Below are 22,032 nucleotides of genomic sequence, written 5' to 3' on the forward strand. Positions count from 1 at the left end.
CTAGCAGTCATTACAGCATATTGATATAGGTTTCCATATTTTATAGTTTACCCAACTGCTCAGCACTTGACTACCTCTTACGTTACGCGGAGCACTCCCCGAGAGTACAGATTTGTTAAATATATAACGTACCAAAACGACTTTCTCTTCAGTAGAAAGTAGAAAACTGCTTGCGCGTGTTTAGCGTATGTTTGCTTCAATGTCACAATTTATTTTCAAAAGCGATAAGACAGTCTATGACTAACTCTGTCACTTCCTAATCATTGATTGGCGATAGCCTCTTGGTTTGTCAATCATAGCGTTATCACTTATGATGATTGAGCGCCACTTAGTGCTTCTTTGATAGTATTTTTATTTTCTAGCCAGCGGATTATTTATGACCCAACACTTTATCGTTATTGGCAATCCAATTGCCCATAGTAAATCTCCTGAGATTCATGAGCAGTTTGCTATCCAAGCAGGGATTGATATTAGCTATCAGCGTCAGTACTGCCCTGATGATGCCGCCAGTTTTACAGCTGTCGTTGAGGCATTTTTTTGTGGTGGCGGTGTGGGCGCTAACGTGACAGTTCCTTTTAAACAAGTTGCTTATGATTGCTGTGCGGCGCGTGGTGGCTTATCAGAACATGCCAAGACGGCAGGCGCGGTCAATACATTACTGTTGAACAAAGCACTATTAGAAAGCGGCGTACCAATCACCGAAGCACTCTATGGTGATAACACGGATGGACAAGGACTTATCAATCACATTATGAGTATGGACTGGCCACTGACCGATGCTCGTGTGGCGCTAATAGGTGCAGGCGGTGCCGCTCGTGGCGTAATATTGCCGTTATTTGAAGCGGGTATTGGCTCTCTCACGATTGCCAATCGCACCGTGTCTAAGGCAGCCGATTTGGTAAATGAGCTAAGCGCGGCCAGCTCAATAATCGATAACCAAAACATCGAGGTTTGCGCGACCAATGAACTCAGTGGCTCTTTTGACATTATCATTAATGCCACCTCGATTGGCTTGTCAGGTGATACGTTGCCGCTGGATGATACTCTAAACTGTCAGTACGCTTACGACATGATGTATGGTCGTCCGCTACCATTTTTACAGCATTTTGCCGCTCGCGGCGCACAGACCTCTGAAGGCTACGGTATGCTTATCGGTCAAGCCGCTTTAAGCTTTGAGCGTTGGACTGGGCATACTATCGATGTCGCACAAGCGACAACAGCGCTAAATAAAGACAGTTAATCAAAGAAAAATCTTTGTAAAGCTCTACCCTATTAACTAAAACGTAGTAACAGCCAATTTTCAAAACGGCGTAGCGGTACACGCAATCGCGTAGAGTGTATCGCCAGACCACCGCTCAATCCAATCACGCAGCCGAGCGCCGTATCAATCATACGCGCTTGGATAACGTCTCCAGCGACTGGTGGCACTGACATCGTACTACCATACTCAGCGATAAATATCGTCAGCGGCGTGATAAATATCACCGCCAGTCCATAATGCCGATCCACAAATGACTCAATCAAAAACATCATACATAATATCGCGATAGCGATGCCCCATACCGAGTGTCCCCAAGACAGCATCCAACCTGCCACGCCCATGCCAGCCAATGTACCTAATAATCGATGCAACTGTTTGATCCACATGGTTCGTAGCTGCATACCTTGGATGATAATAAAGCAGCTCATCGCTGCCCAATATGGATAAGGCAGCTCTAACAGAACGGCGACGACCAATGCCAAACTGACGAAACTTACCACGATAAGACTATCGCTAATCATATCCGGCTGATAGTCATAAACAGGTACAGAAGCAACAGGACGCGTCACCAATAAGAACAAACTATAGAGTAGCGCTAGCAACATCGAGGAGCCACTACCCAATATCACAAGCCCTATTGCTGAAAGCACTTGTTCAATCGGCACAGGGATAAATAGCGCAATCGCACCCGCCATCAACACAAACAACCCCGCTGGTGGTGGTTGCCGATAGTAACGACCTAGCATCACTACACTAATGCCAATCAACATGAACACAGGTAATCGCAGCACTGGCAATAGCTGCGCGATCAGACCCAGTGCAAAGCTGAGTATCATCGCAAACCCCCAAGCCATGACCGTCACTAGCCGATGTGGTAGCCCGCCTGCAAATGGTAGGTTTAAAATAATCATTGAGCCTAGCGAGGCTTTGATACCTGAAGACAAGTCACCAAAATGAGCCCCTACAAACACCGGAAAGCTAATCGCAATCGCTGCGATGATTGGCATATGCCATGGTCGGTGACTACGATTGACTGTGAGTAAATGACTTAGCTCACCATCGATTAACCCCTTAATACGAGTTAATAGTGTGCTCAACCAAGAGACTCGCTGTTGCTTTTTTGAGGTGCTCATAAATGGCTTTTCCTATTTGATAAGTCCATTTTTCTTTGAATTTAGATGAGTCTACATAGCCCTTTATAGAATAATTTCAAGCGAAGATACAATTTACCTATACAAACTAAAACGAATTAATAACATAATTAATCATGAATAATAGTTATTAGTTGTATATTTGTCGCTGTAGAAGATTTATAATCATATCAACGCCATAACAGCTGTCCGTCGCTAAAGACGTTCTAATAACTAATACACTGGAAAGCTGTCCACTAATAATTCACTTGATGACTAATATAACGTCTAGCTCATCTAAAATAAGTAAATATCGCTTACATAAGTTGTGACTCAAATATTGCGCCATAAGTCTATGATAGCGAACTAACCAAAGAGAGCGATTATGTTAACTTACAAAGCCCCCTTACGTGATATCAAATTTTTGATTAATGATGTATTTGACTATCAGACGCATTATAAAAGCTTAGACAACGGCGAAAATGCTGATCCTGAAACTGTAGACATGATTCTACAAGGCATGGCTGATTTTGCTGAAAACGTCATTGCCCCGCTCTATCAATCAGGTGGTGAAGAAGGCTGTCATTTTGAAGATGGCGTCGTGACCACGCCAAAAGGCTTCAAAGAGGCTTATGACCAGTTTGTAGAAGGCGGCTGGCAAGGTATCTCATATCCTGAAGAATTCGGTGGTATGAATCTGCCAACGTCAATCAACCTTATTAAAGCTGAGATGATCGGTACTGCTAACTGGTCATGGTCGATGTATCCTGGTCTGTCAACAGGTTGTATCAACACGCTGCTTCAGTACGGTACTGACGAGCAAAAAGCACTTTATTTACCTAAACTGGTCGAAGGCTCATGGGCAGGTACCATGTGTCTGACTGAGCCACAGTGTGGTACGGATTTGGGTCAAGTTAAATCGAAAGCCATTCCACAAGATGACGGTACCTATAAAATCAGCGGTACCAAAATCTTTATCTCAAGCGGTGAGCATGACTTAACAGATAATATCGTCCATATCGTTCTAGCACGCCTACCAAATGCACCAGAAGGCACACGCGGTATCTCACTATTTATCGTACCAAAATTCACGCCAAACGCTGAAGGTGAAGCTGGCGAGCGCAATGCCGTAGTTTGTGGTTCAATCGAGCACAAAATGGGCATCAGCGCATCTTCGACGTGTGTATTGAACTTTGACGGCGCAGTCGGCTATCTAATCGGCGAACCGCACAAAGGCCTAAAAGCCATGTTCACATTCATGAACACGGCTCGTATCGGTACTGGCATCCAAGGTCTGGCCCATACTGAATTGTCTTTCCAAAATGCCTTGCCATATGCCAAAGAGCGTCGTTCTATGCGTACGCTATCTGGTACTAAAGATCCTGAAAAAGTAGCTGATGCTATCATCCATCATGCTGACGTACGCCGTATGCTACTGACGCAAAAAGCCTTTGCTGAAGGCGGTCGCTCAATGATTTATCATTCAGCACGTTATGCCGATAAAATGGCACAAGGTATCGTTAATGGCGATGATGAAGAGTTCGAAAAGTGGGACGACAAATTGGGCTTCTATACGCCAATTCTAAAAGGCTTCTTAACTGAGCTAGGTATCGAAGCTGCTAAGCATGGTCAGCAAGTCTATGGTGGTCACGGCTACATCAAAGAATGGGGCATGGAGCAAATCGCTCGTGATGCTCGTATCGCAACGATGTACGAAGGCACCACTGGCGTACAGGCGCTTGATCTACTAGGCCGTAAGGTTATCTTGCAGTCTAAAGGTAAAATCATCCGTGATTACACCTCTAGTATCATGAAATGGTGTGGTGAGTATGCTCTGGATAAAGACATGCGTAAATTCGTTTGGGCACTAACCAAACTATGTGCTGAGTGGAATACCTTGACTGTACGCTTGATGCTGATGGCACGTAAAGACCGTGAAATCATCTCAGCAGCATCAGATGATTTCCTAATGTACTCAGGCTATGTGATGATGGGTTATCATTGGGCGCGTATGGCAGCTGTCGCTTATGAAAAGCTAGAAAATGGCGGCACAGAAGCACTAGAGTTCTATAAAGCAAAAATTCAGACTGCTGAATTCTACTTTGATAAGTTGCTACCACGCACGTCTGGTCACGCAGAAGCGATGGTTGCACCAAGCGAAAGCATGACATCAATGGAAATCGATCACTTTGCTTTCTTAGATTAAAACTGCATCGATAATTAATAAAAAAGCGCCTATCATTTAGGCGCTTTTTTATGCCTAACTGAAAATATGCTTATACGGAATCCACAGCAACTAGCAATTTAAGGCAAGTACTGTTAGCTACCAAGCATTTTCTTATGATAGACCGCACTTATCTCTTCAACTTCTACACATATCTGCAATGCCGCACGTCCTGACTGCTCTGCGCCTATTTTTTCCTCGATAGTAGCAACCAACAGTTCAGCCAACTGGTCACGAGCGGCCATATCGCGTCCGCTCATGAGCTTTAGGTGGGCATAAATAAATCCATTTGCTTGCTCATCGTCTTCAACACCTACTAGAAATGACTTAATAGGCACAATGCGGGCTTTGATATCAGCAGGTTGCTTAAACTGACCACTATCCCATAATGCTTTGTTTAACGATTTGAGCAATGATTCTTCGTGAGCGATACTGACGTTGGGTGTCACTTGAATGGTTAAATGTGGCATGAGCATGTCCTTAAATGTAGATAGAATTAATAGATAAGTTGGCGTACAAGTCTACGCCTTATCGCTATGGTCAATCTACAATAATCTTGCGCCAAAATATCTTCAATACAAGCAAAACCAGTATAGATTACTCATAAATATGCTTAGCAATATGGAGGTTTTATGATAAACAGATTATCACAACCGTAGGATATTTTATTCATCAGTGATATCACTAAAGCAAGCATCAAGCGTCGCGGCCAACTGTGCAGGCGGCAATTCAATCTCTAGACCGCGGCGACCACCACTTACATAGACTGTGGGCTGATCTTGAGCTGTGCTATCTATGACGGTTTTTAGTCGCTTTTTTTGACCCAGTGGACTGACACCGCCCAACACATAGCCTGTGCTTCGTTCTACTTGTTTGGGGTCGGCCATCTGTACTTTTTTGCAGGATAGCAATTTATTAGAAGATAATGCCTTGGCCATTTTTTTAAAATTAAGTGTTTTATCAACTGGTAATATCGCCACAGCAAGTACGCCAGTATCAGTCGTCACCACTAAAGTTTTAAACACCTGCGCCACCGCTACGCCAAGTTTTTCTGCGGCTTCTAAACCAAACGATGCGGCATTGCTGTCGTGAATATATTCGTGTACCTGGTAATCAAGGTTACGTTTTTTGGCAAGATCGATAGCTGGAGTCATAAGTTTTAGGCTTAATAAAATGAAATTGAAAAGTGGACACTATATTTATGAGTCATCGGAGATAAAAATATATTATTACGCTAAATATATGAACTTTCAAATGTTTGAGCATTTTGTGTAATTTGTCACTCACTACAGCGTAACCAAACCGTATTAATATTGGTAGTATATACAGACACTATATATCGCTTTGGTGGCTTTTATGGCATCATAAGCGCAACATATTTGACTATTTTTGATACTGATTATGATACCGAAGTTCCTAAAAAAACGGATTTTTAAAGCGCCGGTCGCAACTGACCGTGCGTCTGAAACTGACACTGCTGAAACTGATGGCAATGCAATCGCTACGAAGCCTTATTCTAATGCACCGATCAATCAGCTGTATCGTAAGCTGTCAGGTCAGATGCTCGATATCGCCGTAAAACCTAAGCTATTAGGCGAGTTACCTGAGTTCGATAATGATGATCAGACGCTACGGTTTTATGTACTACAGGACTACTCTCGTTCCAACAGTATTCTGATTGACTTGCAGACGCAAGAGCACAACTTACCGCCTGCACTGGTTGGAGTAAATGATGCCGCCCATAATATTAAAGAAAATGCGGCCATCATATTTTTGAATCACCCAAGTGCCAAAGACAGCCAGCTGTCTCCTCGCCTTTCTCGCTTAGTATCTGCTGTACTGCAATATCCGGAGCTAAAGGTACGTCTAGTGCCTGTATCGATTCTGTGGGGACGCGCACCTGAAAAGGAAGATTCGCTATTTAAACTGTTGACTGCTGACAACTGGCAAGATCCTAGTATCACTAAACAATTATTTAATATTGGAGTAATGGGCCGCGATACTTTTGTACAGTTTCACCCACCGCAAGACTTACGTACCATTATCAATGATAATCTTAAAGGCGATGTGGAAGGACCTGCTACCTTTGACTCAGTTGCTACAGATGCCCTTAAAGCAGATTTAACCGCGGCGGATTCACTCGATACAGAGACAAAGGCTACTAACAGTGATGCCGCAGCTGACGCTGAGCAGACACCAAGCTATGCGCTAGTCGCATCAGCTGATAGTAATCGTGAACTGGTTCGTATGTTGCAGCAGCAACTGTCGATTTATTTAGACAAGCAGCGTGCTAGCATGCTCGGTCCAGATCTATCAGATAGACGCAACTTGGTAGACAAACTGGTGTACTCGCCAGCGATCAAACATGCAATTGAGATGGAAGCGGCCGAAAAAGGGACTAGCGTTCGAGAAGCTCGTAGCCAAGCCAGAGGCTATGCTAATGAGATGGTCAATGACTACTCTCATTCTATCATCCGTGGTTTTTATAAATTTCTGACATGGTTATGGACGCAGTTATATGACGGCGTAGAAGTCCATCACTTCGAGCGAGTACGTGAACTTGCGACCGATTATGAGCTGATTTATGTGCCTTGTCATCGCAGCCATGTTGACTATCTATTGCTTTCTTATGTCATCTACAAACGCGGCCTGAGTATCCCTTATGTCGCAGCAGGTGACAACTTAGATGTACCTGTATTAGGCCCACTATTACGCGGTGCCGTTGCTTTTTATATTCGTCGTAGCTTCCGTGGTAACGCACTATATACCGCTGTACTGCGCGAATATATGCATACCCTGATCACGCGTAACACCCCGATTGAATACTTCATCGAAGGGGGTCGCTCACGTTCAGGTCGCCTGCTACCGCCAAAAATGGGTATGCTAGCGATGACTGTGCATAGCCAATTACGCCAAACCAATAAGCCCGTGGTATTTATTCCGACTTATATCGGTTACGAGCGTATTATGGAAGGCGGCACTTATGTCGGTGAGCTAAAAGGTAAACCAAAAGAGTCGGAGTCTTTGATCGGGCTGCTCAAAGTTGGTCGTAAAATCGAACGTATCTTTGGCAATGTGCACTTGAGCTTTGGTACACCGTTGCACCTTAGCGATTTTATGACGAAATTCGATGTACCAGCCAATAGCTTGCCATCCGATCGTACTGACTCACCGCTCGATGAAAAGACCAGCGCTATGGTTGATAACATCGGTGTGAAAGTCATGCAGCATATCAATAAAGCTGCGGTCGTCACCCCTGTCTCGCTACTGTCATTGGTTCTGCTATCAGCACCGAAGGCGGCATTGGATGAAAACATCTGCCGTGAGCAAATCGCTTTGTATCAAGGTCTGGCTCAGCAGTTGGTCTACTCAGATGATACGGTTATCACTGACATGACGCCGCAGCAAATCATTGATTATGGTATTAAGCTAAAACTTATCGAACGTACGCCGCATATCTTGGGCGATATCATTCAGGTCGCAGGTAAGCAAGCGGCATTACTTAGCTACTTCCGTAACAACATTTTGCATGTCTTTATTTTGCTGTCGTTCCTGTCTGCACTAGTCGCACGCAACGGACGTATCAAACGCAGCCGTCTCGATAGTATCGCTGAACAGCTATATCCGTTCTTACAAAGTGAGCTATTCTTGTATTATCCAGCACATGGCTTGGCTGATACGCTCAATAAGAAAGTTGACAACCTGCTGTCTCATGGACTCATCGTTGACTTGGGTGATGATACGCTCAGTGTTCCTGAGTCTAATAGTAAGCACTATCAGCAGCTGCAAGTGCTGGCAACTCCAGTTGGACAAAGTCTTGAGCGTTACTTTATGACGCTTGCCCTACTTGCTCAGCAAGGCTCTGGTAATTTAACTGAAAACGAAGTTGTGGACCTGTGTCACCTGCTCGGACAGCGTTTGTCTGTGCTTTATGCAGATGATATTCCTGACTTCTTTGATCGCGCCTTGTTTACCAGTTTCATTAGTGCGTTGACTCGTCTTGACTATCTACAAAAAGACGATGAAACAGGCATACTGACCTTTGATCATCGTATTAATGACATTGCTCATCATGCTAAGTACGTGCTAACGCCTGATATGATGCAAATCTTGCAGCAAGTTGCTAGTTTGGACGAAGAAGAAATCACTCACGCCATTACTGAGATTAGTAATAAAAAACAGCGTAAATTTGGGCGCAAGCGTTAATTTTAACGAATACCTATACCCTTTAAGATTTTAAGCTAAACAAAAAAAGACCGCTAATGATTAGCGGTCTTTTTTTTGGATTGGACTATATTAAACAGCCGTATTAGTTGGTAATTTTCTTATACTTGGCACGTTTAGGACTGGCGTCATCACCCATTGTCTTTTTGCGATACGCTTCAAACTCAGTATAGTTACCGTCGAACCAAACTGGGCCTTCTTCTTCGAATGCCAAGATATGAGTCGCGATACGGTCAAGGAACCAACGATCATGCGATACGACCATCACTGTACCTGGGAATACTTGAATCGCATCCTCTAGTGCACGTAAGGTTTCGATATCCAAATCGTTTGATGGTTCATCGAGGAGCAATACGTTTGCGCCTTGCTTTAGCGTTTTCGCCAATTGCAAACGGTTACGCTCACCACCTGATAATTGACCAACGTGCTTTTGCTGATCTGAGCCTTTAAAGTTAAAACGTCCGATATAGGCACGGCTTGGCGTGGTGTAGTCGCCAACAGTAATGATATCAAGGCCGTCAGAAACTTCTTCCCATACAGTTTTGTTATCATCTAGATGATCACGTACCTGACCGACATAGGCAACTTTAACACTTTCACCCAAATCAACTGAACCTGTATCTGGGGTATCGCGCTCAGTAATCATGTTAAACAGCGTGGTTTTACCCGCACCATTTGGACCGATAATACCAACGATACCACCAGCTGGTACGTTAAAGCTTAGGTTTTCATACAGCAGACGATCACCGAATGATTTAGAGATGTCATTAATCTCAATAACCTTGTTACCCAAACGTGGACCAGGTGGAATATAAATCTCAGAGGTCTCATTACGTTTTTGGAACTCAGTTGAGTTCAACTCTTCGAAACGCTGTACACGAGATTTAGACTTAGCCTGTTGGCCTTTTTGGTTTTTGCGAATCCACTCAAGCTCTTTTTTCAACGCTTTAGCAAATGATTCTTCTTGCTTGTTCTGCTGCTCTAGACGCGTATTCTTTTGCTCTAGCCACTCGGTATAGTTGCCCTCGTACGGATAGCCATGGCCACGGTCAAGCTCCAAGATCCACTGAGCAACATTATCCAAGAAATAGCGATCATGGGTAATGGCAACGATAGTACCGCTGTAGTTCTGCAAGAACTGCTCTAGCCATGCAACAGACTCGGCGTCCAAATGGTTGGTCGGTTCGTCAAGTAATAGCATGTCAGGGCGCGACAATAGTAGACGGCATAGTGCCACACGGCGTTTTTCACCACCTGATAGTTTGCTAACGTCCGCATCCCACGGTGGCAGACGGAGCGCGTCGGCCGCTTTTTCTAGCTGGTTGTTTAAGTTGTGCGCATCCCAAGACTGGATGATATCTTCCATCTTGCCTTGCTCTTCAGCAAGTTTATCAAAATCAGCATCAGGCTCTGCGTATTCAGCATAGATAGCATCTAAACGTGCTAGCGCATCTAACGCTTCGCGCATACCGTCTTCGACATTACCGCGAACGTCTTTGCTATCATCTAGCTGTGGTTCCTGTGGCAGATAGCCAACTTTGGTACCTGCTTGCGCGCGTGCTTCACCACTAAACTCAGTATCCACACCTGCCATGATACGTAGCAAGGTTGATTTACCTGAACCGTTAATACCCAAAACACCAATTTTGGCACCAGGAAAAAACGATAGGTTAATATTTTTTAGGATTTCACGCTTAGGGGGAACAAGTTTTGACACGTTGTTCATCGTGTAAATATATTGAGCCATTAACACTCCGATAGACTGCATAGAAGAGAACAGCAAATGCAACTCAGCGATGATGCCAAGCGTGCCGTACCTCAAAATCAGGGTTACAAATTATAGGTCATTATCGCATTGTGGCGCATACCCTGCAAGCTGACAGGTTGTTTTACCAGTTGTTTTACTGTTTTTGACAGCAGGCTATGCCCTTTGGCTATAAAACTCGCTTTAAAAATAACTCAAGAAGTCTTATCTTAATGAACTAACTTAACATTTTGATTCATTAGCGTTTTATAAAGACCACAAAAAATAGCATCAAAACTTTCGCAAATTTAATCAATAGCCGTTAGCATGTTAGTGTGGCTTAACAAAGTCAAGTAGATCCGTTTGATATTTAATTATCAAAATGATTGATAACCTGACCTTGTGTTCGTCTCAACACCTACTTTATAGCAATCATACAGGTACTGACAATATGGCCAATGGCTATCGCCCTGAAATTATTCAACGTGCGTTTGTCGATTTTATCGGATCGCGCTTACATCCTTTTTGGTCATTGACGACTCCTAAGTTACGCCTGATCGCACGCTATACGTTAAGTGATGATTTGATAGCACTTCATTTTGAGACCAATAGAGCCTTTAGGCAGCAGACTTCTGAGATGATGGGTGGTTGGCAAGGCGGTCAATATCTTGATTTGTGCGTTTGTATCGATGGAGTTTATTATCAGCGTAGTTACTCGATAGTGGGCTTGGCGCATCAACCACTCTGGTGGCTCGACGATAATACCGAGAGTCATATGGCAGACCAATGCCATACGGTAACTATCGCGATTAAACCGCAAGGATTAGTATCTGACTATTTAACCAAGCAGATGCCACTGGCTAGCGTCATTGATACAAGTCTGCCACTTGGTCATTTCACTTTGGAGCAGACCTCGATACTAAGGCATGAAATATCTGATAATAAGCAGCTCACTCCTTTGCTATTTATCGCTGGTGGTAGCGGTATCACACCTATGCTCGGACTTATTACTCAGGCCCTGAGTAATGGACATCAGGTGACGCTATTGCATTACAGCCGGACTGTTTCATACCAGCTTCAACATCAGTGGCAACAGCTGAACGAGGCACATCCAGACTTTATTTATCATCTAATCCATACTGAAGAGCCGACTACCTATTTGGCTGGCACACGGTACTTGAGTGCAGAGAGTCTGCTGTCGCTAAACTTACCTCTAGCAGATATACAAATATTTGCCTGTGGCTCACAAGCGTTATTAACTGGCTTATATAAAGCTGCCGCAGAGATAACCTTATCTACAAACAAACAGCTGCGCGATAACATCATCGTAGAGAACTTTGGTAATGCTCTAGCTGATGTTGATAATAACAGCAATCAAACATTTGATAGAACAGTACCTGTAGAAGAACACGTTGTCTATTTGCGGTCACGGCAACGACAGTTTAGCAGTGACACGACCATACTGGCTGCGGCTGAGAATGCAGATGTACGGCTAGCACATGGTTGCCGACAAGGTATTTGCCAGTTGTGTCGCTGTAATAAAGTCAGCGGCGTGGTCAAAAATATCCAGACAGGGAAAGTAAGCGGGGATGGTTACGAGTCTATTCAGACTTGTATCAATATTGCCATGACTGATGTGATACTCGATGTTTAATGACTGGTTTAATAGAACGACTGGCTCAATAGAAAGCATATGCCAAACAACCTATGAGAAATAAAAGACAAACGTTATTTTATAGGCTAAAACTCAGATAACTTATCAAACCGGATGCAGTGCTGCTTATATATGCCGTTTCGGTTAAGGATTTATTTATGCGCTTATTACCACCCGTTACTACGCCACAATCTGCTGTGCCTATCTTGACGCCACTGTCCGATGCACAACTAGCGAAAAACGCGCCTTTGCCTTTGACACCGAAAATGCCTTACTCGCAGCTTAATGATGAAGCAATCAATGATAACAGTCAGCCAGACACGTCAACACGGACTCGCTACCCCACAGTAACTGATGCTCCCTTGTCAAAGCCTCAAAGTGATGCTTTAGCCGTAGAGCTCAACGCCCTGTACAAAAGCGTCATGGACTCGCTAGGTAATGAGGATGCACGCTACATACAGCGGATATATGCCACCGTGGTATATAGTGAAATTATCGCCCGTGGTCTACTTGCAGCGGCTGGGCGTATGCCATCGAAACGCAGTCTGGTCGCTACTTGGCTACTAGGCACGTCTTTACTTAGCTTTAGCAAAATATTGAACAACATGGAGCTGGGTCATAACGTCATGCATGGTCAATATGACTGGATGCAACACCCGCACCTTAATAGTCAAAAATTTGACTGGGATATTGTCTGCCCTGCTCCATTATGGCAACACTCTCATAATTATTTACATCATACCTTTACCAATATTGTTGGCCGTGATCATGACGTAGGCTATCACTTGATTCGAGTGACTGATGAGCAGTCTTGGACGCCAGAAGATCGCTACAATATGTTTAGTACCGCGGTACTGGCATTTGGCTTTGAATGGGCAGTAGCTTTTCATGACATCCAAATCAGTGCAGATGAATACGCTGACTCTCCTGATTTGCACACAATCATGCAGCAAAAGTCTCGCGCGTTATTTGCCAAAATCGGACGACAAATAGGCAAAGACTATATTGCACTACCGTCTATAGTAGCGATGACACTAGGTCGTCGTAGCGCCTTTAGTACGCTGAGCGGTAACATGACTGCCAACACCGTCCGAAATCTATGGACGTGGGCAGTGATTTTTTGCGGGCATTTCACTGAGCAAGCGCATATCTATACCCATCTCGATGCCAATGAAAGTAAAGGCGACTGGTATGTACGCCAAATCCTTGGCTCTAGCAATATCAAAGGCAGCAAATGGTTTCACCTTTTAACAGGTAATTTATCTCATCAAATTGAGCATCATATATTTCCTGATATGCCAGCCGGCCACTATGCAAAGATTGCGCCGCAGGTACAGGCCATATGCCGTAAGTATGGTTTAAGCTATAACACTGGTCGCTTTGGCACACAACTCAAGCAAGTACTCGGACGTATTTATCACTTTAGCAAACCTAGTGAAAAAGAATGGCAAGCCTATATGCAGTCAACGAAAAATGCAGATAGTACTACTCATAAAGATGATAGGTCAGCGGCCAATTTAGAAGACAAATTAGCGATAGAGAATACTGGCGGTCTCGCTCGTTTTTTACCTCCAGTCGTTCGTAAAGCCATATCCTATGCATGATGACATATTCAGATTTGCAACTAGATACGGCCATGATAAGGTAGGACGGAAGATATAGATGACGTTAACAGTCGTCCTATCAACCATTACGGTAAGCGTCTAGATAATTGAGCGTCAAAACTACATACTAAACTGGCACTATCAAAATTAATAAAACATTTAGTTCATAATAAAAATTCGATAATAAGAAATGGAGTATATTAATGAGTAACCAAACCTCTAAACCAAATCTAGACATTGTTCATAATCAAGCAGCGAACCGCTTTGAGACCTCTATCGATGGTCAGACAGGTTATATTAGCTATCAGGAAAGTGCTGACAAATTGGTCTACGATCATACTATCGTACCGCAGCAATTAGGCGGTCAAGGCGTTGGTTCAGCACTGGTTAAGCACGCATTGAATTATGCACGCGAGCAAGACAAGAAAGTGATACCACAATGCTCATTTGTCGCGTCATACATTAGCAAACATCCTGAGTATCAAGATTTAGTTTAATTGGCTACGTAGTTAGGTTCAATTACTTCGTTAACGAGACTCAGTTAAGTGATATCAGGCGAAGCAGAAAAATATGTAGATATTTATTTCGCATAGGAGACATACCCCAACACCACTTTTAATAAACCAATTCGACATAACAATAAAGGTTATTAATATGAGTAGTTTATCTGACAAACAAATCAATCTACAACTAGAAGAGCTTGCTGGCTGGCAACGTGACGGCAATAGTATCGTCAAAACCTATCATTTTAGCGATTTTATCGAAGCTATGAGCTTTATGAATCAAGCGGCATTTCATGCTGAAGCGCTTGAGCACCATCCAGAATGGCGTAATACCTATAATATCGTGGAGGTTCGTTTAACCAACCACGATACAGGCGGTATCTCTAGTCTAGATATTCGTTTAGCCAAACGTATGGAGCATATTATTCAGCCCAAACGGTTGTAGTAGCAAGTCTACAATGTATGCCTTGATGCCGATTAGTCTGGCGCTGTACTGATTATTTTATCTGAAACAGACAAAAAAAGACCCTCAATTGAGGGTCTTTTCTATAGTAATTATTTATAACTATAAGCCGTGTCTACATCTTACGACTGACAAAAGCAACGATAAACAAAATAACAGCGACTGCTAAGAAAATGTACGCCAAATTAGCAGACAATCCTGCGACACCGCCAAAACCTAGGAAACTCGCTAATAATGCGATTACTGCAAAAATAATAGCCCAACGAAACATAATCTTCTCCTCAAATAATGGTAAAAAACAGATATTAGAATTTATATAGCATCTATTTAACTTGTTTTTATTTAATGCTAGTTATTACTGTTTACGCTTATAGATTAGCAATGTTCGTCTCTAAAAAACGTTCATTTTAGTAATAATATCGGTAGGTTATGTAAAGTTTGTAGCAACTGTTGATATCTCATACCTTTTTTTCTTTAATAGATGATATTTTCGAAATAGAATTATATTTCTGAATACAGCGTTATTTAACTGAGAGTTGTTTAACTAAGCGCTTTTTAACTGAATGTGCTTTTATTGAGTACTCTTTTACTGAACGCTACTCTTCCAACTGTATGCAGAACTATTTTAAATTTCTCACGTTATATGTGATGTTTTATGGAAGGTTGGCTGCAAACTATAAACTGTAGCGACCTCACAAACCCCTAACCTAATCAAACGACTTGGTTTATAGTTTACTATCCACTTATTCTCAAATCTATTAAGGACAATATATATGGCTACCAATACGGATACTGAAACCCCTATACAAAAAACCAGCGGCGACACACGCCCTTATGCCGTCGTTCTATATGGTGCGACTAGCTTCGTCGGTCAGATCACTGCCCACTATTTAACCAATTTTTTATCAAATAATAAAAATGAAGATGGCTCAGACGTATCATGGGCAATCGCAGGCCGCGATGAAGACAAGCTTAATAAGCTACAGGCCAAACTTGAGAGCAAGGTAGACATTATTATTGCTAACAGTAACGATGCTGCCAGCCTTGATAAGATGACAAAGCAAACTCAAGTCATCATCTCTACTGTCGGTCCTTATCTAAAATATGGTGAGCCACTGATTAAATCTTGTGCTGAAAACGGTACAGATTATGTCGATCTTACTGGTGAGGCTATTTTCATCAAAGATATGATGGACAAGTATCAAGACACTGCCAAGCAAAGTGGTGCCCGTATTGTTAACTCTTGTGGTTTTGACTCTATCCCGTCAGATTTGGGCGCGTACTTTACCCAAGCCAAGGCAGAAGAAAAGTTCGGTGAGACCTGTAATGTCATCCATATGCGTGTCAAAGCAGCGAAAGGTGGTATCTCAGGTGGTACCATCGCATCGATGGCATCAATATTTGAAGAAGCTGGTGAGGACAAAGCACGTCGCAAACAAGTGGCCAACCCTTACTTGTTAAACGATGATACTGATGCACCAAACGTACGTCAGGATAATGTCAGCAAACCAGTATATGACAGCAACCATAAGCGCTGGTTAGCACCGTTCGTCATGGCGACCATCAATACGCGTATCGTCCATCGCACTAACCAATTGCTCAGCTATGAGTACGGTCGCGATTTCAAATATGACGAAGCAATGTGGATGAAAGACGGCGTCAAAGGAAAACTGTCTAGCTATGCCATGAGCGCAGGTTTATTGGGCTTTGCTACTGCGATGATGATCAAACCAAGTCGCGAGTTACTATCCAAGCACGTTTTACCAAAAGCTGGCTCAGGCCCTTCTAAGGACGAGCAAGAAAACGGCTACTTTGATATTCGTCACTTTGGACAAACCGCCAAAAATGACACTATTACCGTTAAAGTAACAGGTGATAGAGATCCTGGTTACGGCAGTACTTCTCGCATGATTTCGCAGGCGGCATTATGTCTAGCACAAGATATCAGCAAAGAGGACGTTGGCGGTGGGTTCTGGACACCAGCATCTGCGATGGGAGATAAGCTGATAACACGCTTAGAAGCGCATTCTGGTCTTAGCTTTAAAGTAATTGATAGTTAATATATCGAGTTATGATAAAGGCTGAATGTTTTTATGACCGTATCTTGGTTTCGAGATACGGTTTTTTTATTGTCTACTCTAAAAATTTAGACAAGAATTAAATTGAGAACAACGTATTTTTTTGGTGAACAATGTTTCTGTTTCCCAATTATTTAATACTTTATTATACTAACTACTAATCTAATATTGCTACTATCATTTTATAAATATTGTAGAAAAATTATATGTAAACATTAGTTTAATTAAATGTATATCATCAAAAAACTTATGTACTAAAATCTGATAATTATCTAAACACTGGTTTTGAATTATAAATAAAAACTACTGATGAAAGTCTCTGTAATACTGACAAATAGCACTCAAAAAACTATTAATAACAGTTATCTAAGTTCAAATAACAACTATGAGCAATCAAATATTCATATTCTCAATACTAGAGGCGTCGGTAGATATTTATTATTAACAGACTCACTTATTAACAGTTGTAATAACACAATCAACCTTTGCTACTAATGAGTTTTGGGGAATCTGGAAGTTAAAATATCAGCTAGACTTTAGGTATGGCAGTTTCATAACGTCACAAGAAAACATTAAACTGTTAGAACCTTAATGAGTTTGCTACTGAAATATAAACTACATCGTTGATAATTTGCATACAGTATTTACAGACAACTTTAAATAAAAACGGCTCAACATTGAATATGAGTTATCGTTTTTAACTATTGCTAATTATGTATCATGGAGTTCTATAATGAAAAAGAATGTTTTATCACTAATCGTCGGCGCTACCCTTGTACTACCAACTATGGCAATGGCGGCACCCGTTAACAATAGCGATCTAATGCCAGCAGATATGCGTAATGCTGCTGTCGAGAGCACTATACAGGCCGAAATAGAAGGTCCTGATGGTGAGTTGCTAGCGACTCAATCTGGCGCTGTCGATGTCGAAGAGTCAAACACTGCTGATGTCGATATGGACATGGATAATGAAGCAGATGAAATGAACGACGAAACTGATGATATGGATAATGAAGCACGCGATGATAACGCAGCTTTGATGAATAACGCTCAAGCAACAACCAATGCGGCAGCAATGACTACTGCTACAACTGCTCAGGCTCCTGTACAGAACACTCAAGCACCTAACATGCAACACAGCAATGCAGACTATCAGCCTTTAATTGCAGGTGAAGCGGCTACTGAGAATAAAGTTGCAGATGCTGCTAGTACTTTGCAAGAAAAGAAAAAAGACAAGCGTGGTGAGTTATTAGCTACTCAGCCAGCAAACGTACAGTTTAAAGAAAACCGTCGTATCGCTGTATCACGCTAAGCAGATAGTTAGTTAGTTTGTTTGATTAGTTTGTAAGCGTATTACTTATATAAAAAGGCAGCCATATGGCTGCCTTTTTTTTATACTAAACTATAAATTTTGGCTGTTGTTAGCAGTGTTTATTTCTTATTTTTAGTCACACCAGCTTCTTGTAATAAAGCACCGAATGTACCCATTTTACTTGGGGCTTCAGCTTTATCATTTTTCACTGGCTTACTACGATTGCTCGCGTTGTCTTTATCCTGACGCTTGCCACGTGGCTTAGAAGGACGTTTGTCAGCAGCTGGACGGCTATTATTTGGACGGTCACTATTTGTATTATTATTGCGCGGACGGCTGGTTTTCTCACCATCTGTACTAGCTGTCGTAGACTTGGCAGCCGTACGGACAGGTTTTTCAGATTCAGGTTTCATGCTAAAGCCGATACGACCACGTTTTTCATCGATAGAGATAACCCGTACCGATACGATATCACCAGGTTTGACACGATTCATAGGATCTGCGACAAAGTCATTGGCCATCTGCGAGATATGTACCAGACCATCCTGATGCACACCGACGTCAACGAAACAACCAAAGGCCGTTACGTTGGTGACTACCCCTTCTAACGTCATGCCTTCGCTCAAATCTTTGATACTATTGACGTCATCACGGAAATTGGCCGTTTTAAACTCAGGACGAGGATCGCGAGCAGGTTTAGCAAGTTCTTCGATAATCGCTTTTACGCTGACATTATCATCGTTAGCAGCCAATGTAGTCGTATCAATCGTATTTAACACACCATCATTACCGATAACTTCTGACAACGGCTTGCCCGCTTGTGCGAGTAAGCTATCGATCAATGCATAGCTCTCTGGATGCACACCAGTGGCATCTAATGGATTGCTACCATTATGAATACGCAAGAAACCAGCTGCTTGCTCAAATGTCTTAGCGCCTAGACGTGGGACGTTTTTAAGTGCTTCACGGCTATCAAATGCACCGTGCTCTTTACGATAGGTGACGATTTGCTGTGCCACATTGCGGTTAAGACCTGCGATGTGAGCTAAGATAGCTGGGCTGGCTGTGTTTACATCCACACCCACGGCATTCACGCTGTCTTGGGTTACTTTATCCAGACTGTCTGCAAGCTGGTTTTGATTGACGTCATGCTGATATTGACCCACACCAATGGCTTTTGGATCAACTTTCACAAGCTCTGACAATGGATCCTGTAAGCGACGCGCAATAGAGACAGCTCCGCGTACAGAAACGTCTAGATTGGCCAGCTCATCACTAGCAAGTTCACTCGCTGAATAAACAGACGCGCCCGACTCATTGACAATGACAGCTTTGGCTTTTAGTGAATCATTCGCAGCCAAAATCTCTTTGATCATCGCATCTGTTTCGCGACTTGCCGTACCATTACCGATAGCAACCAAATCAACGTTATAAGTGCTTAACAGCGCATCGATGACTTTTTTGGCTTCATCCATCTTATTATCAGGTGCAAACGGATACACTGTCGCGATGACAGGCTTCTCTTCGCTATCTGATATGACATGACCTTGCGCATCAACGATAGCCATTTTTACGCCATGACGGATACCAGGATCGACACCCAAGATTACTTTAGGGCCTGCAGGCGCAGACATTAGCAAATGCTGTAAGTTGCTAGCGAACACATCAATCGCATCCGCTTCTGCGGCTAAGCGCTTTTCAGTTAATAGGCGATGCTCAATATGTGGACGCCATTTGTCTTTCCACAAGCTACTGGCTGCCTCTGACAAAAACTCACGGCGGGCTGCTGGTGCTTTAGCATCAACGTCAAAATGACTGATAATTTTTTCGATAAAGGGTGCGTCTTCGCCTTCAATCTTTAGACCCAAGACGTTTTCTTGACGACCGCGCAACATTGCTAATAGGCGATGATTTGGCAGTCGAGCAAGGCTTTCGCTATGCTCAAAGTAATCTTTGAATTTTTCGCCAACTTCGCGCTTTTCTTCGCTCGCAACGCTCGATACGATACTGGCAGTTTTGGCAAAACCACTGCGTAAGTTGTCCAACAAACCCAATGCTTGTGTCCATTCATCAACGATAATCGCTTGTACGCCAGCGAGTTGTTTTTCAATATCGCTAAAGTCAACCTCAATTTCATTACCACTGTCATCAGTGATACTTGACTGGATCTGATAATCAGCCAAGGCATCTGTCGGGGTGATTTCTTGGGTCAAGACCGCTTGGGCAGCAGTATCGAGACCAGCGGCACGAGCTTTGGCAGCAGGTGAACGACGACGCGGACGATATGGCAGATAGATATCTTCAAGCTCAAGCTTAGACGTCGCATTATCGATACGTGTCTGTAGCTCGTCAGTCAGATTGCCCTGTGTGCTTAGCAGCTCAGTGATTTTGAGGCGGCGTGTTGCCATGTCACGCTCATAATTAAGAGACTTCTCTAGAGCACGCAGCTGCGCATCATCAAGATTCTGAGTCTTTTCTTTGCGGTAACGCGCAATAAAAGGAACCGTCGCGCCTTCATCATAAAGTTTGACAAACGCATTGACTTGAGCAGTCTTAATGCCAAGCGCGCGAGCAAGCTTGTCGTGAATATTCGCGTGTGTGGTTGCATCTAAAACCTGTGCATTTGTCGAGGTTTGAGATGACGTTAAGGTATCAGTGCTACTCATATACGTATCAATCGTTGAGAAATGTAGCTTTGCATTATAGCAAAAGCTGCATGAATAAAAATCCTTTTTATCTTTTCGTTATTTATTGCGTATTTTAGGACGCAAATCGTTCTATATCGCACATCCTATGGACTTGTTAAACAAACGCATACAGCATTTATTGTCATGGGTGATGCAATTCTCGGTGCAATCTTATACACTAAAGTATCAATAACACAAATATTGATATGTGCTGACATATTGAACAATAGTTTTTAATTTTATGAAGTGCTTATTCGTAACCAATAATTAAATAATGATAATTAATGGCAGTGTTTTTGCTCATAGCTATTTACTTGTAGTTTCTGATAACAATAATTTTTATAAAAGGATGCCTGTATGACTGATAACAACAGCCCTGACACGTTGACTCAGCGTATTTTAGTCGTCGATGACGATGCTCGTCTGCGCTCTTTGTTGCAACGCTTCCTAGAAGACGACGGTTTTGTCGTTCGTACCGCTCATGACGGCAGTCAGATGGACAAACTCATGCAACGTGAGCTTTTCTCTTTGGTCGTGCTCGATTTGATGCTGCCAGGCGAAGACGGTATCAGTATCTGTAAGCGTCTGCGCGAGGACAATGCAGATATTCCTATCATTATGCTGACTGCCAAAGGTGGCGATGCAGACCGTATCGCCGGTCTAGAAGCGGGTGCAGATGATTATCTGCCTAAGCCTTTTAACCCAAAAGAGCTATTGGCGCGTATCAAAGCTGTACTACGTCGTCAAAACCGTGAGTTGCCAGGTGCACCAAGTCATCAAATGGAAGTGGTCGAGTTTGGTCCATGGACACTAGATTTATCAACTCGTACGCTTAAACGCGATGGTAACGTAGTCACTTTGACGACAGGTGAGTTTTCAGTACTAAAAGCGCTCGTACAGCATCCACGTGAGCCATTGACTCGCGATAAGTTGATGAACCTTGCTCGTGGTCGTGAATGGGGTGCAATGGAGCGTTCTATCGACGTCCAAGTATCGCGTCTGCGTCGTCTGATTGAAGACAACCCTTCACAAGCACGTTATATCCAGACCGTCTGGGGCGTTGGTTATGTGTTCGTTCCTGATGAAGCCGAGGTAGAAACCATCAAGAGTGAATAACTTTCGACTGATCTAACTCCTTTTAATATAGG

16 protein-coding genes are annotated in these 22,032 nt (G+C 43.0%); 10 read left to right on the forward strand and 6 right to left on the reverse strand.

Features of this window, described 5'->3' with window-relative positions:
* Positions 1 to 376 precede the first annotated feature (376 nt).
* Entirely contained in the window at positions 377 to 1,240 is an 864-nt protein-coding gene (gene aroE, locus ACTXGF_RS26385; protein ID WP_443533230.1) for a shikimate dehydrogenase, read from the forward strand.
* A 32-nt stretch (positions 1,241 to 1,272) separates the two neighbouring features.
* Here the strand turns inward: aroE and ACTXGF_RS26390 are convergent, their stop codons facing one another.
* Positions 1,273 to 2,394 (reverse strand): FUSC family protein, encoded by a 1,122-nt coding sequence (locus ACTXGF_RS26390; protein WP_443533229.1) that lies wholly within the window; start codon positions 2,392 to 2,394, stop codon positions 1,273 to 1,275.
* 382 nt (positions 2,395 to 2,776) lie between these two features.
* Between ACTXGF_RS26390 and ACTXGF_RS26395 the strand changes: the two genes are divergently transcribed.
* Positions 2,777 to 4,597, forward strand: coding sequence for an acyl-CoA dehydrogenase C-terminal domain-containing protein (locus ACTXGF_RS26395; protein ID WP_443533227.1), 1,821 nt, complete (start codon positions 2,777 to 2,779; stop codon positions 4,595 to 4,597).
* Positions 4,598 to 4,710: 113 nt separating this feature from the next.
* On the opposite strand, the gene ACTXGF_RS26400 is transcribed toward ACTXGF_RS26395, so the two are convergent.
* Positions 4,711 to 5,085: a 5-carboxymethyl-2-hydroxymuconate Delta-isomerase gene (locus ACTXGF_RS26400; RefSeq protein ID WP_443533226.1), complete on the reverse strand. Its 375-nt coding sequence runs from the start codon at positions 5,083 to 5,085 to the stop codon at positions 4,711 to 4,713.
* Between the two features lie 195 nt (positions 5,086 to 5,280).
* A complete protein-coding gene (ybaK, locus tag ACTXGF_RS26405) occupies positions 5,281 to 5,769 on the reverse strand; it encodes a Cys-tRNA(Pro) deacylase (protein ID WP_443533224.1) in 489 nt (162 codons plus the stop codon).
* A 247-nt stretch (positions 5,770 to 6,016) separates the two neighbouring features.
* Between ybaK and plsB the strand changes: the two genes are divergently transcribed.
* Positions 6,017 to 8,821 carry a glycerol-3-phosphate 1-O-acyltransferase PlsB gene (gene plsB, locus ACTXGF_RS26410; protein ID WP_443533223.1) on the forward strand — a complete coding sequence of 935 codons (2,805 nt, stop codon included), beginning with the start codon at positions 6,017 to 6,019 and terminating at the stop codon, positions 8,819 to 8,821.
* A gap of 103 nt (positions 8,822 to 8,924) precedes the next feature.
* Here plsB and ettA read toward each other — a convergent pair whose 3' ends face one another.
* Positions 8,925 to 10,586 (reverse strand): energy-dependent translational throttle protein EttA, encoded by a 1,662-nt coding sequence (gene ettA / locus ACTXGF_RS26415; RefSeq protein ID WP_057757965.1) that lies wholly within the window; start codon positions 10,584 to 10,586, stop codon positions 8,925 to 8,927.
* Between the two features lie 448 nt (positions 10,587 to 11,034).
* Between ettA and ACTXGF_RS26420 the strand changes: the two genes are divergently transcribed.
* The 4 genes from ACTXGF_RS26420 to ACTXGF_RS26435 all read left to right on the forward strand — a co-directional run bounded on the left by ACTXGF_RS26420 (position 11,035) and on the right by ACTXGF_RS26435 (position 14,789).
* Positions 11,035 to 12,237 (forward strand): flavin reductase family protein, encoded by a 1,203-nt coding sequence (locus ACTXGF_RS26420; RefSeq protein WP_443533220.1) that lies wholly within the window; start codon positions 11,035 to 11,037, stop codon positions 12,235 to 12,237.
* A gap of 158 nt (positions 12,238 to 12,395) precedes the next feature.
* Entirely contained in the window at positions 12,396 to 13,841 is a 1,446-nt protein-coding gene (locus ACTXGF_RS26425) for a fatty acid desaturase family protein (RefSeq protein WP_443533219.1), read from the forward strand.
* 203 nt (positions 13,842 to 14,044) lie between these two features.
* Entirely contained in the window at positions 14,045 to 14,338 is a 294-nt protein-coding gene (locus ACTXGF_RS26430; protein WP_298808883.1) for a GNAT family N-acetyltransferase, read from the forward strand.
* Between the two features lie 157 nt (positions 14,339 to 14,495).
* Entirely contained in the window at positions 14,496 to 14,789 is a 294-nt protein-coding gene (locus tag ACTXGF_RS26435) for a 4a-hydroxytetrahydrobiopterin dehydratase (protein WP_057757953.1), read from the forward strand.
* Between the two features lie 133 nt (positions 14,790 to 14,922).
* Here the strand turns inward: ACTXGF_RS26435 and ACTXGF_RS26440 are convergent, their stop codons facing one another.
* Positions 14,923 to 15,078, reverse strand: a complete 156-nt coding sequence (locus ACTXGF_RS26440; protein WP_082624527.1) for a DUF1328 domain-containing protein — start codon at positions 15,076 to 15,078, stop codon at positions 14,923 to 14,925.
* A 502-nt stretch (positions 15,079 to 15,580) separates the two neighbouring features.
* Here ACTXGF_RS26440 and ACTXGF_RS26445 point away from each other — a divergent pair.
* Complete coding sequence (locus ACTXGF_RS26445) at positions 15,581 to 16,867, forward strand: saccharopine dehydrogenase family protein (RefSeq protein WP_443533217.1); 1,287 nt, start codon at positions 15,581 to 15,583, stop codon at positions 16,865 to 16,867.
* Between the two features lie 751 nt (positions 16,868 to 17,618).
* A complete protein-coding gene (locus ACTXGF_RS26450) occupies positions 17,619 to 18,197 on the forward strand; it encodes a hypothetical protein (protein WP_443533215.1) in 579 nt (192 codons plus the stop codon).
* 119 nt (positions 18,198 to 18,316) lie between these two features.
* On the opposite strand, the gene ACTXGF_RS26455 is transcribed toward ACTXGF_RS26450, so the two are convergent.
* The gene (locus ACTXGF_RS26455; RefSeq protein WP_443533214.1) at positions 18,317 to 20,863 is read right to left on the reverse strand and encodes a Tex family protein; all 2,547 of its coding nucleotides are present in this window, start codon (positions 20,861 to 20,863) and stop codon (positions 18,317 to 18,319) included.
* A gap of 378 nt (positions 20,864 to 21,241) precedes the next feature.
* Here ACTXGF_RS26455 and ompR point away from each other — a divergent pair, with 378 nt between their 5' ends.
* Positions 21,242 to 22,000 carry an osmolarity response regulator transcription factor OmpR gene (ompR, locus tag ACTXGF_RS26460; RefSeq protein WP_057757943.1) on the forward strand — a complete coding sequence of 253 codons (759 nt, stop codon included), beginning with the start codon at positions 21,242 to 21,244 and terminating at the stop codon, positions 21,998 to 22,000.
* Positions 22,001 to 22,032: the final 32 nt, after the last annotated feature.

The organism is Psychrobacter sp. 1Y6 (assembly GCF_052258385.2).
Taxonomy (GTDB): Bacteria; Pseudomonadota; Gammaproteobacteria; order Pseudomonadales; family Moraxellaceae; genus Psychrobacter.

Excerpts from the sequence above, each read along its gene's own strand:
- ACTXGF_RS26390 (WP_443533229.1), bottom strand. The coding sequence starts at position 2,394 with ATGAGCACCTCAAAAAAGCAACAGCGAGTCTCTTGGTTGAGCACACTA.
- ACTXGF_RS26440 (WP_082624527.1), bottom strand. The coding sequence starts at position 15,078 with ATGTTTCGTTGGGCTATTATTTTTGCAGTAATCGCATTATTAGCGAGT.
- ybaK (WP_443533224.1), bottom strand. The coding sequence starts at position 5,769 with ATGACTCCAGCTATCGATCTTGCCAAAAAACGTAACCTTGATTACCAG.
- ACTXGF_RS26425 (WP_443533219.1), top strand. The coding sequence starts at position 12,396 with ATGCGCTTATTACCACCCGTTACTACGCCACAATCTGCTGTGCCTATC.
- ACTXGF_RS26430 (WP_298808883.1), top strand. The coding sequence starts at position 14,045 with ATGAGTAACCAAACCTCTAAACCAAATCTAGACATTGTTCATAATCAA.
- ACTXGF_RS26445 (WP_443533217.1), top strand. The coding sequence starts at position 15,581 with ATGGCTACCAATACGGATACTGAAACCCCTATACAAAAAACCAGCGGC.
- ACTXGF_RS26400 (WP_443533226.1), bottom strand. The coding sequence starts at position 5,085 with ATGCCACATTTAACCATTCAAGTGACACCCAACGTCAGTATCGCTCAC.
- ACTXGF_RS26395 (WP_443533227.1), top strand. The coding sequence starts at position 2,777 with ATGTTAACTTACAAAGCCCCCTTACGTGATATCAAATTTTTGATTAAT.
- ACTXGF_RS26435 (WP_057757953.1), top strand. The coding sequence starts at position 14,496 with ATGAGTAGTTTATCTGACAAACAAATCAATCTACAACTAGAAGAGCTT.
- ACTXGF_RS26450 (WP_443533215.1), top strand. The coding sequence starts at position 17,619 with ATGAAAAAGAATGTTTTATCACTAATCGTCGGCGCTACCCTTGTACTA.
- ACTXGF_RS26420 (WP_443533220.1), top strand. The coding sequence starts at position 11,035 with ATGGCCAATGGCTATCGCCCTGAAATTATTCAACGTGCGTTTGTCGAT.
- ACTXGF_RS26455 (WP_443533214.1), bottom strand. The coding sequence starts at position 20,863 with ATGAGTAGCACTGATACCTTAACGTCATCTCAAACCTCGACAAATGCA.
- plsB (WP_443533223.1), top strand. The coding sequence starts at position 6,017 with ATGATACCGAAGTTCCTAAAAAAACGGATTTTTAAAGCGCCGGTCGCA.
- aroE (WP_443533230.1), top strand. The coding sequence starts at position 377 with ATGACCCAACACTTTATCGTTATTGGCAATCCAATTGCCCATAGTAAA.
- ompR (WP_057757943.1), top strand. The coding sequence starts at position 21,242 with ATGACTGATAACAACAGCCCTGACACGTTGACTCAGCGTATTTTAGTC.
- ettA (WP_057757965.1), bottom strand. The coding sequence starts at position 10,586 with ATGGCTCAATATATTTACACGATGAACAACGTGTCAAAACTTGTTCCC.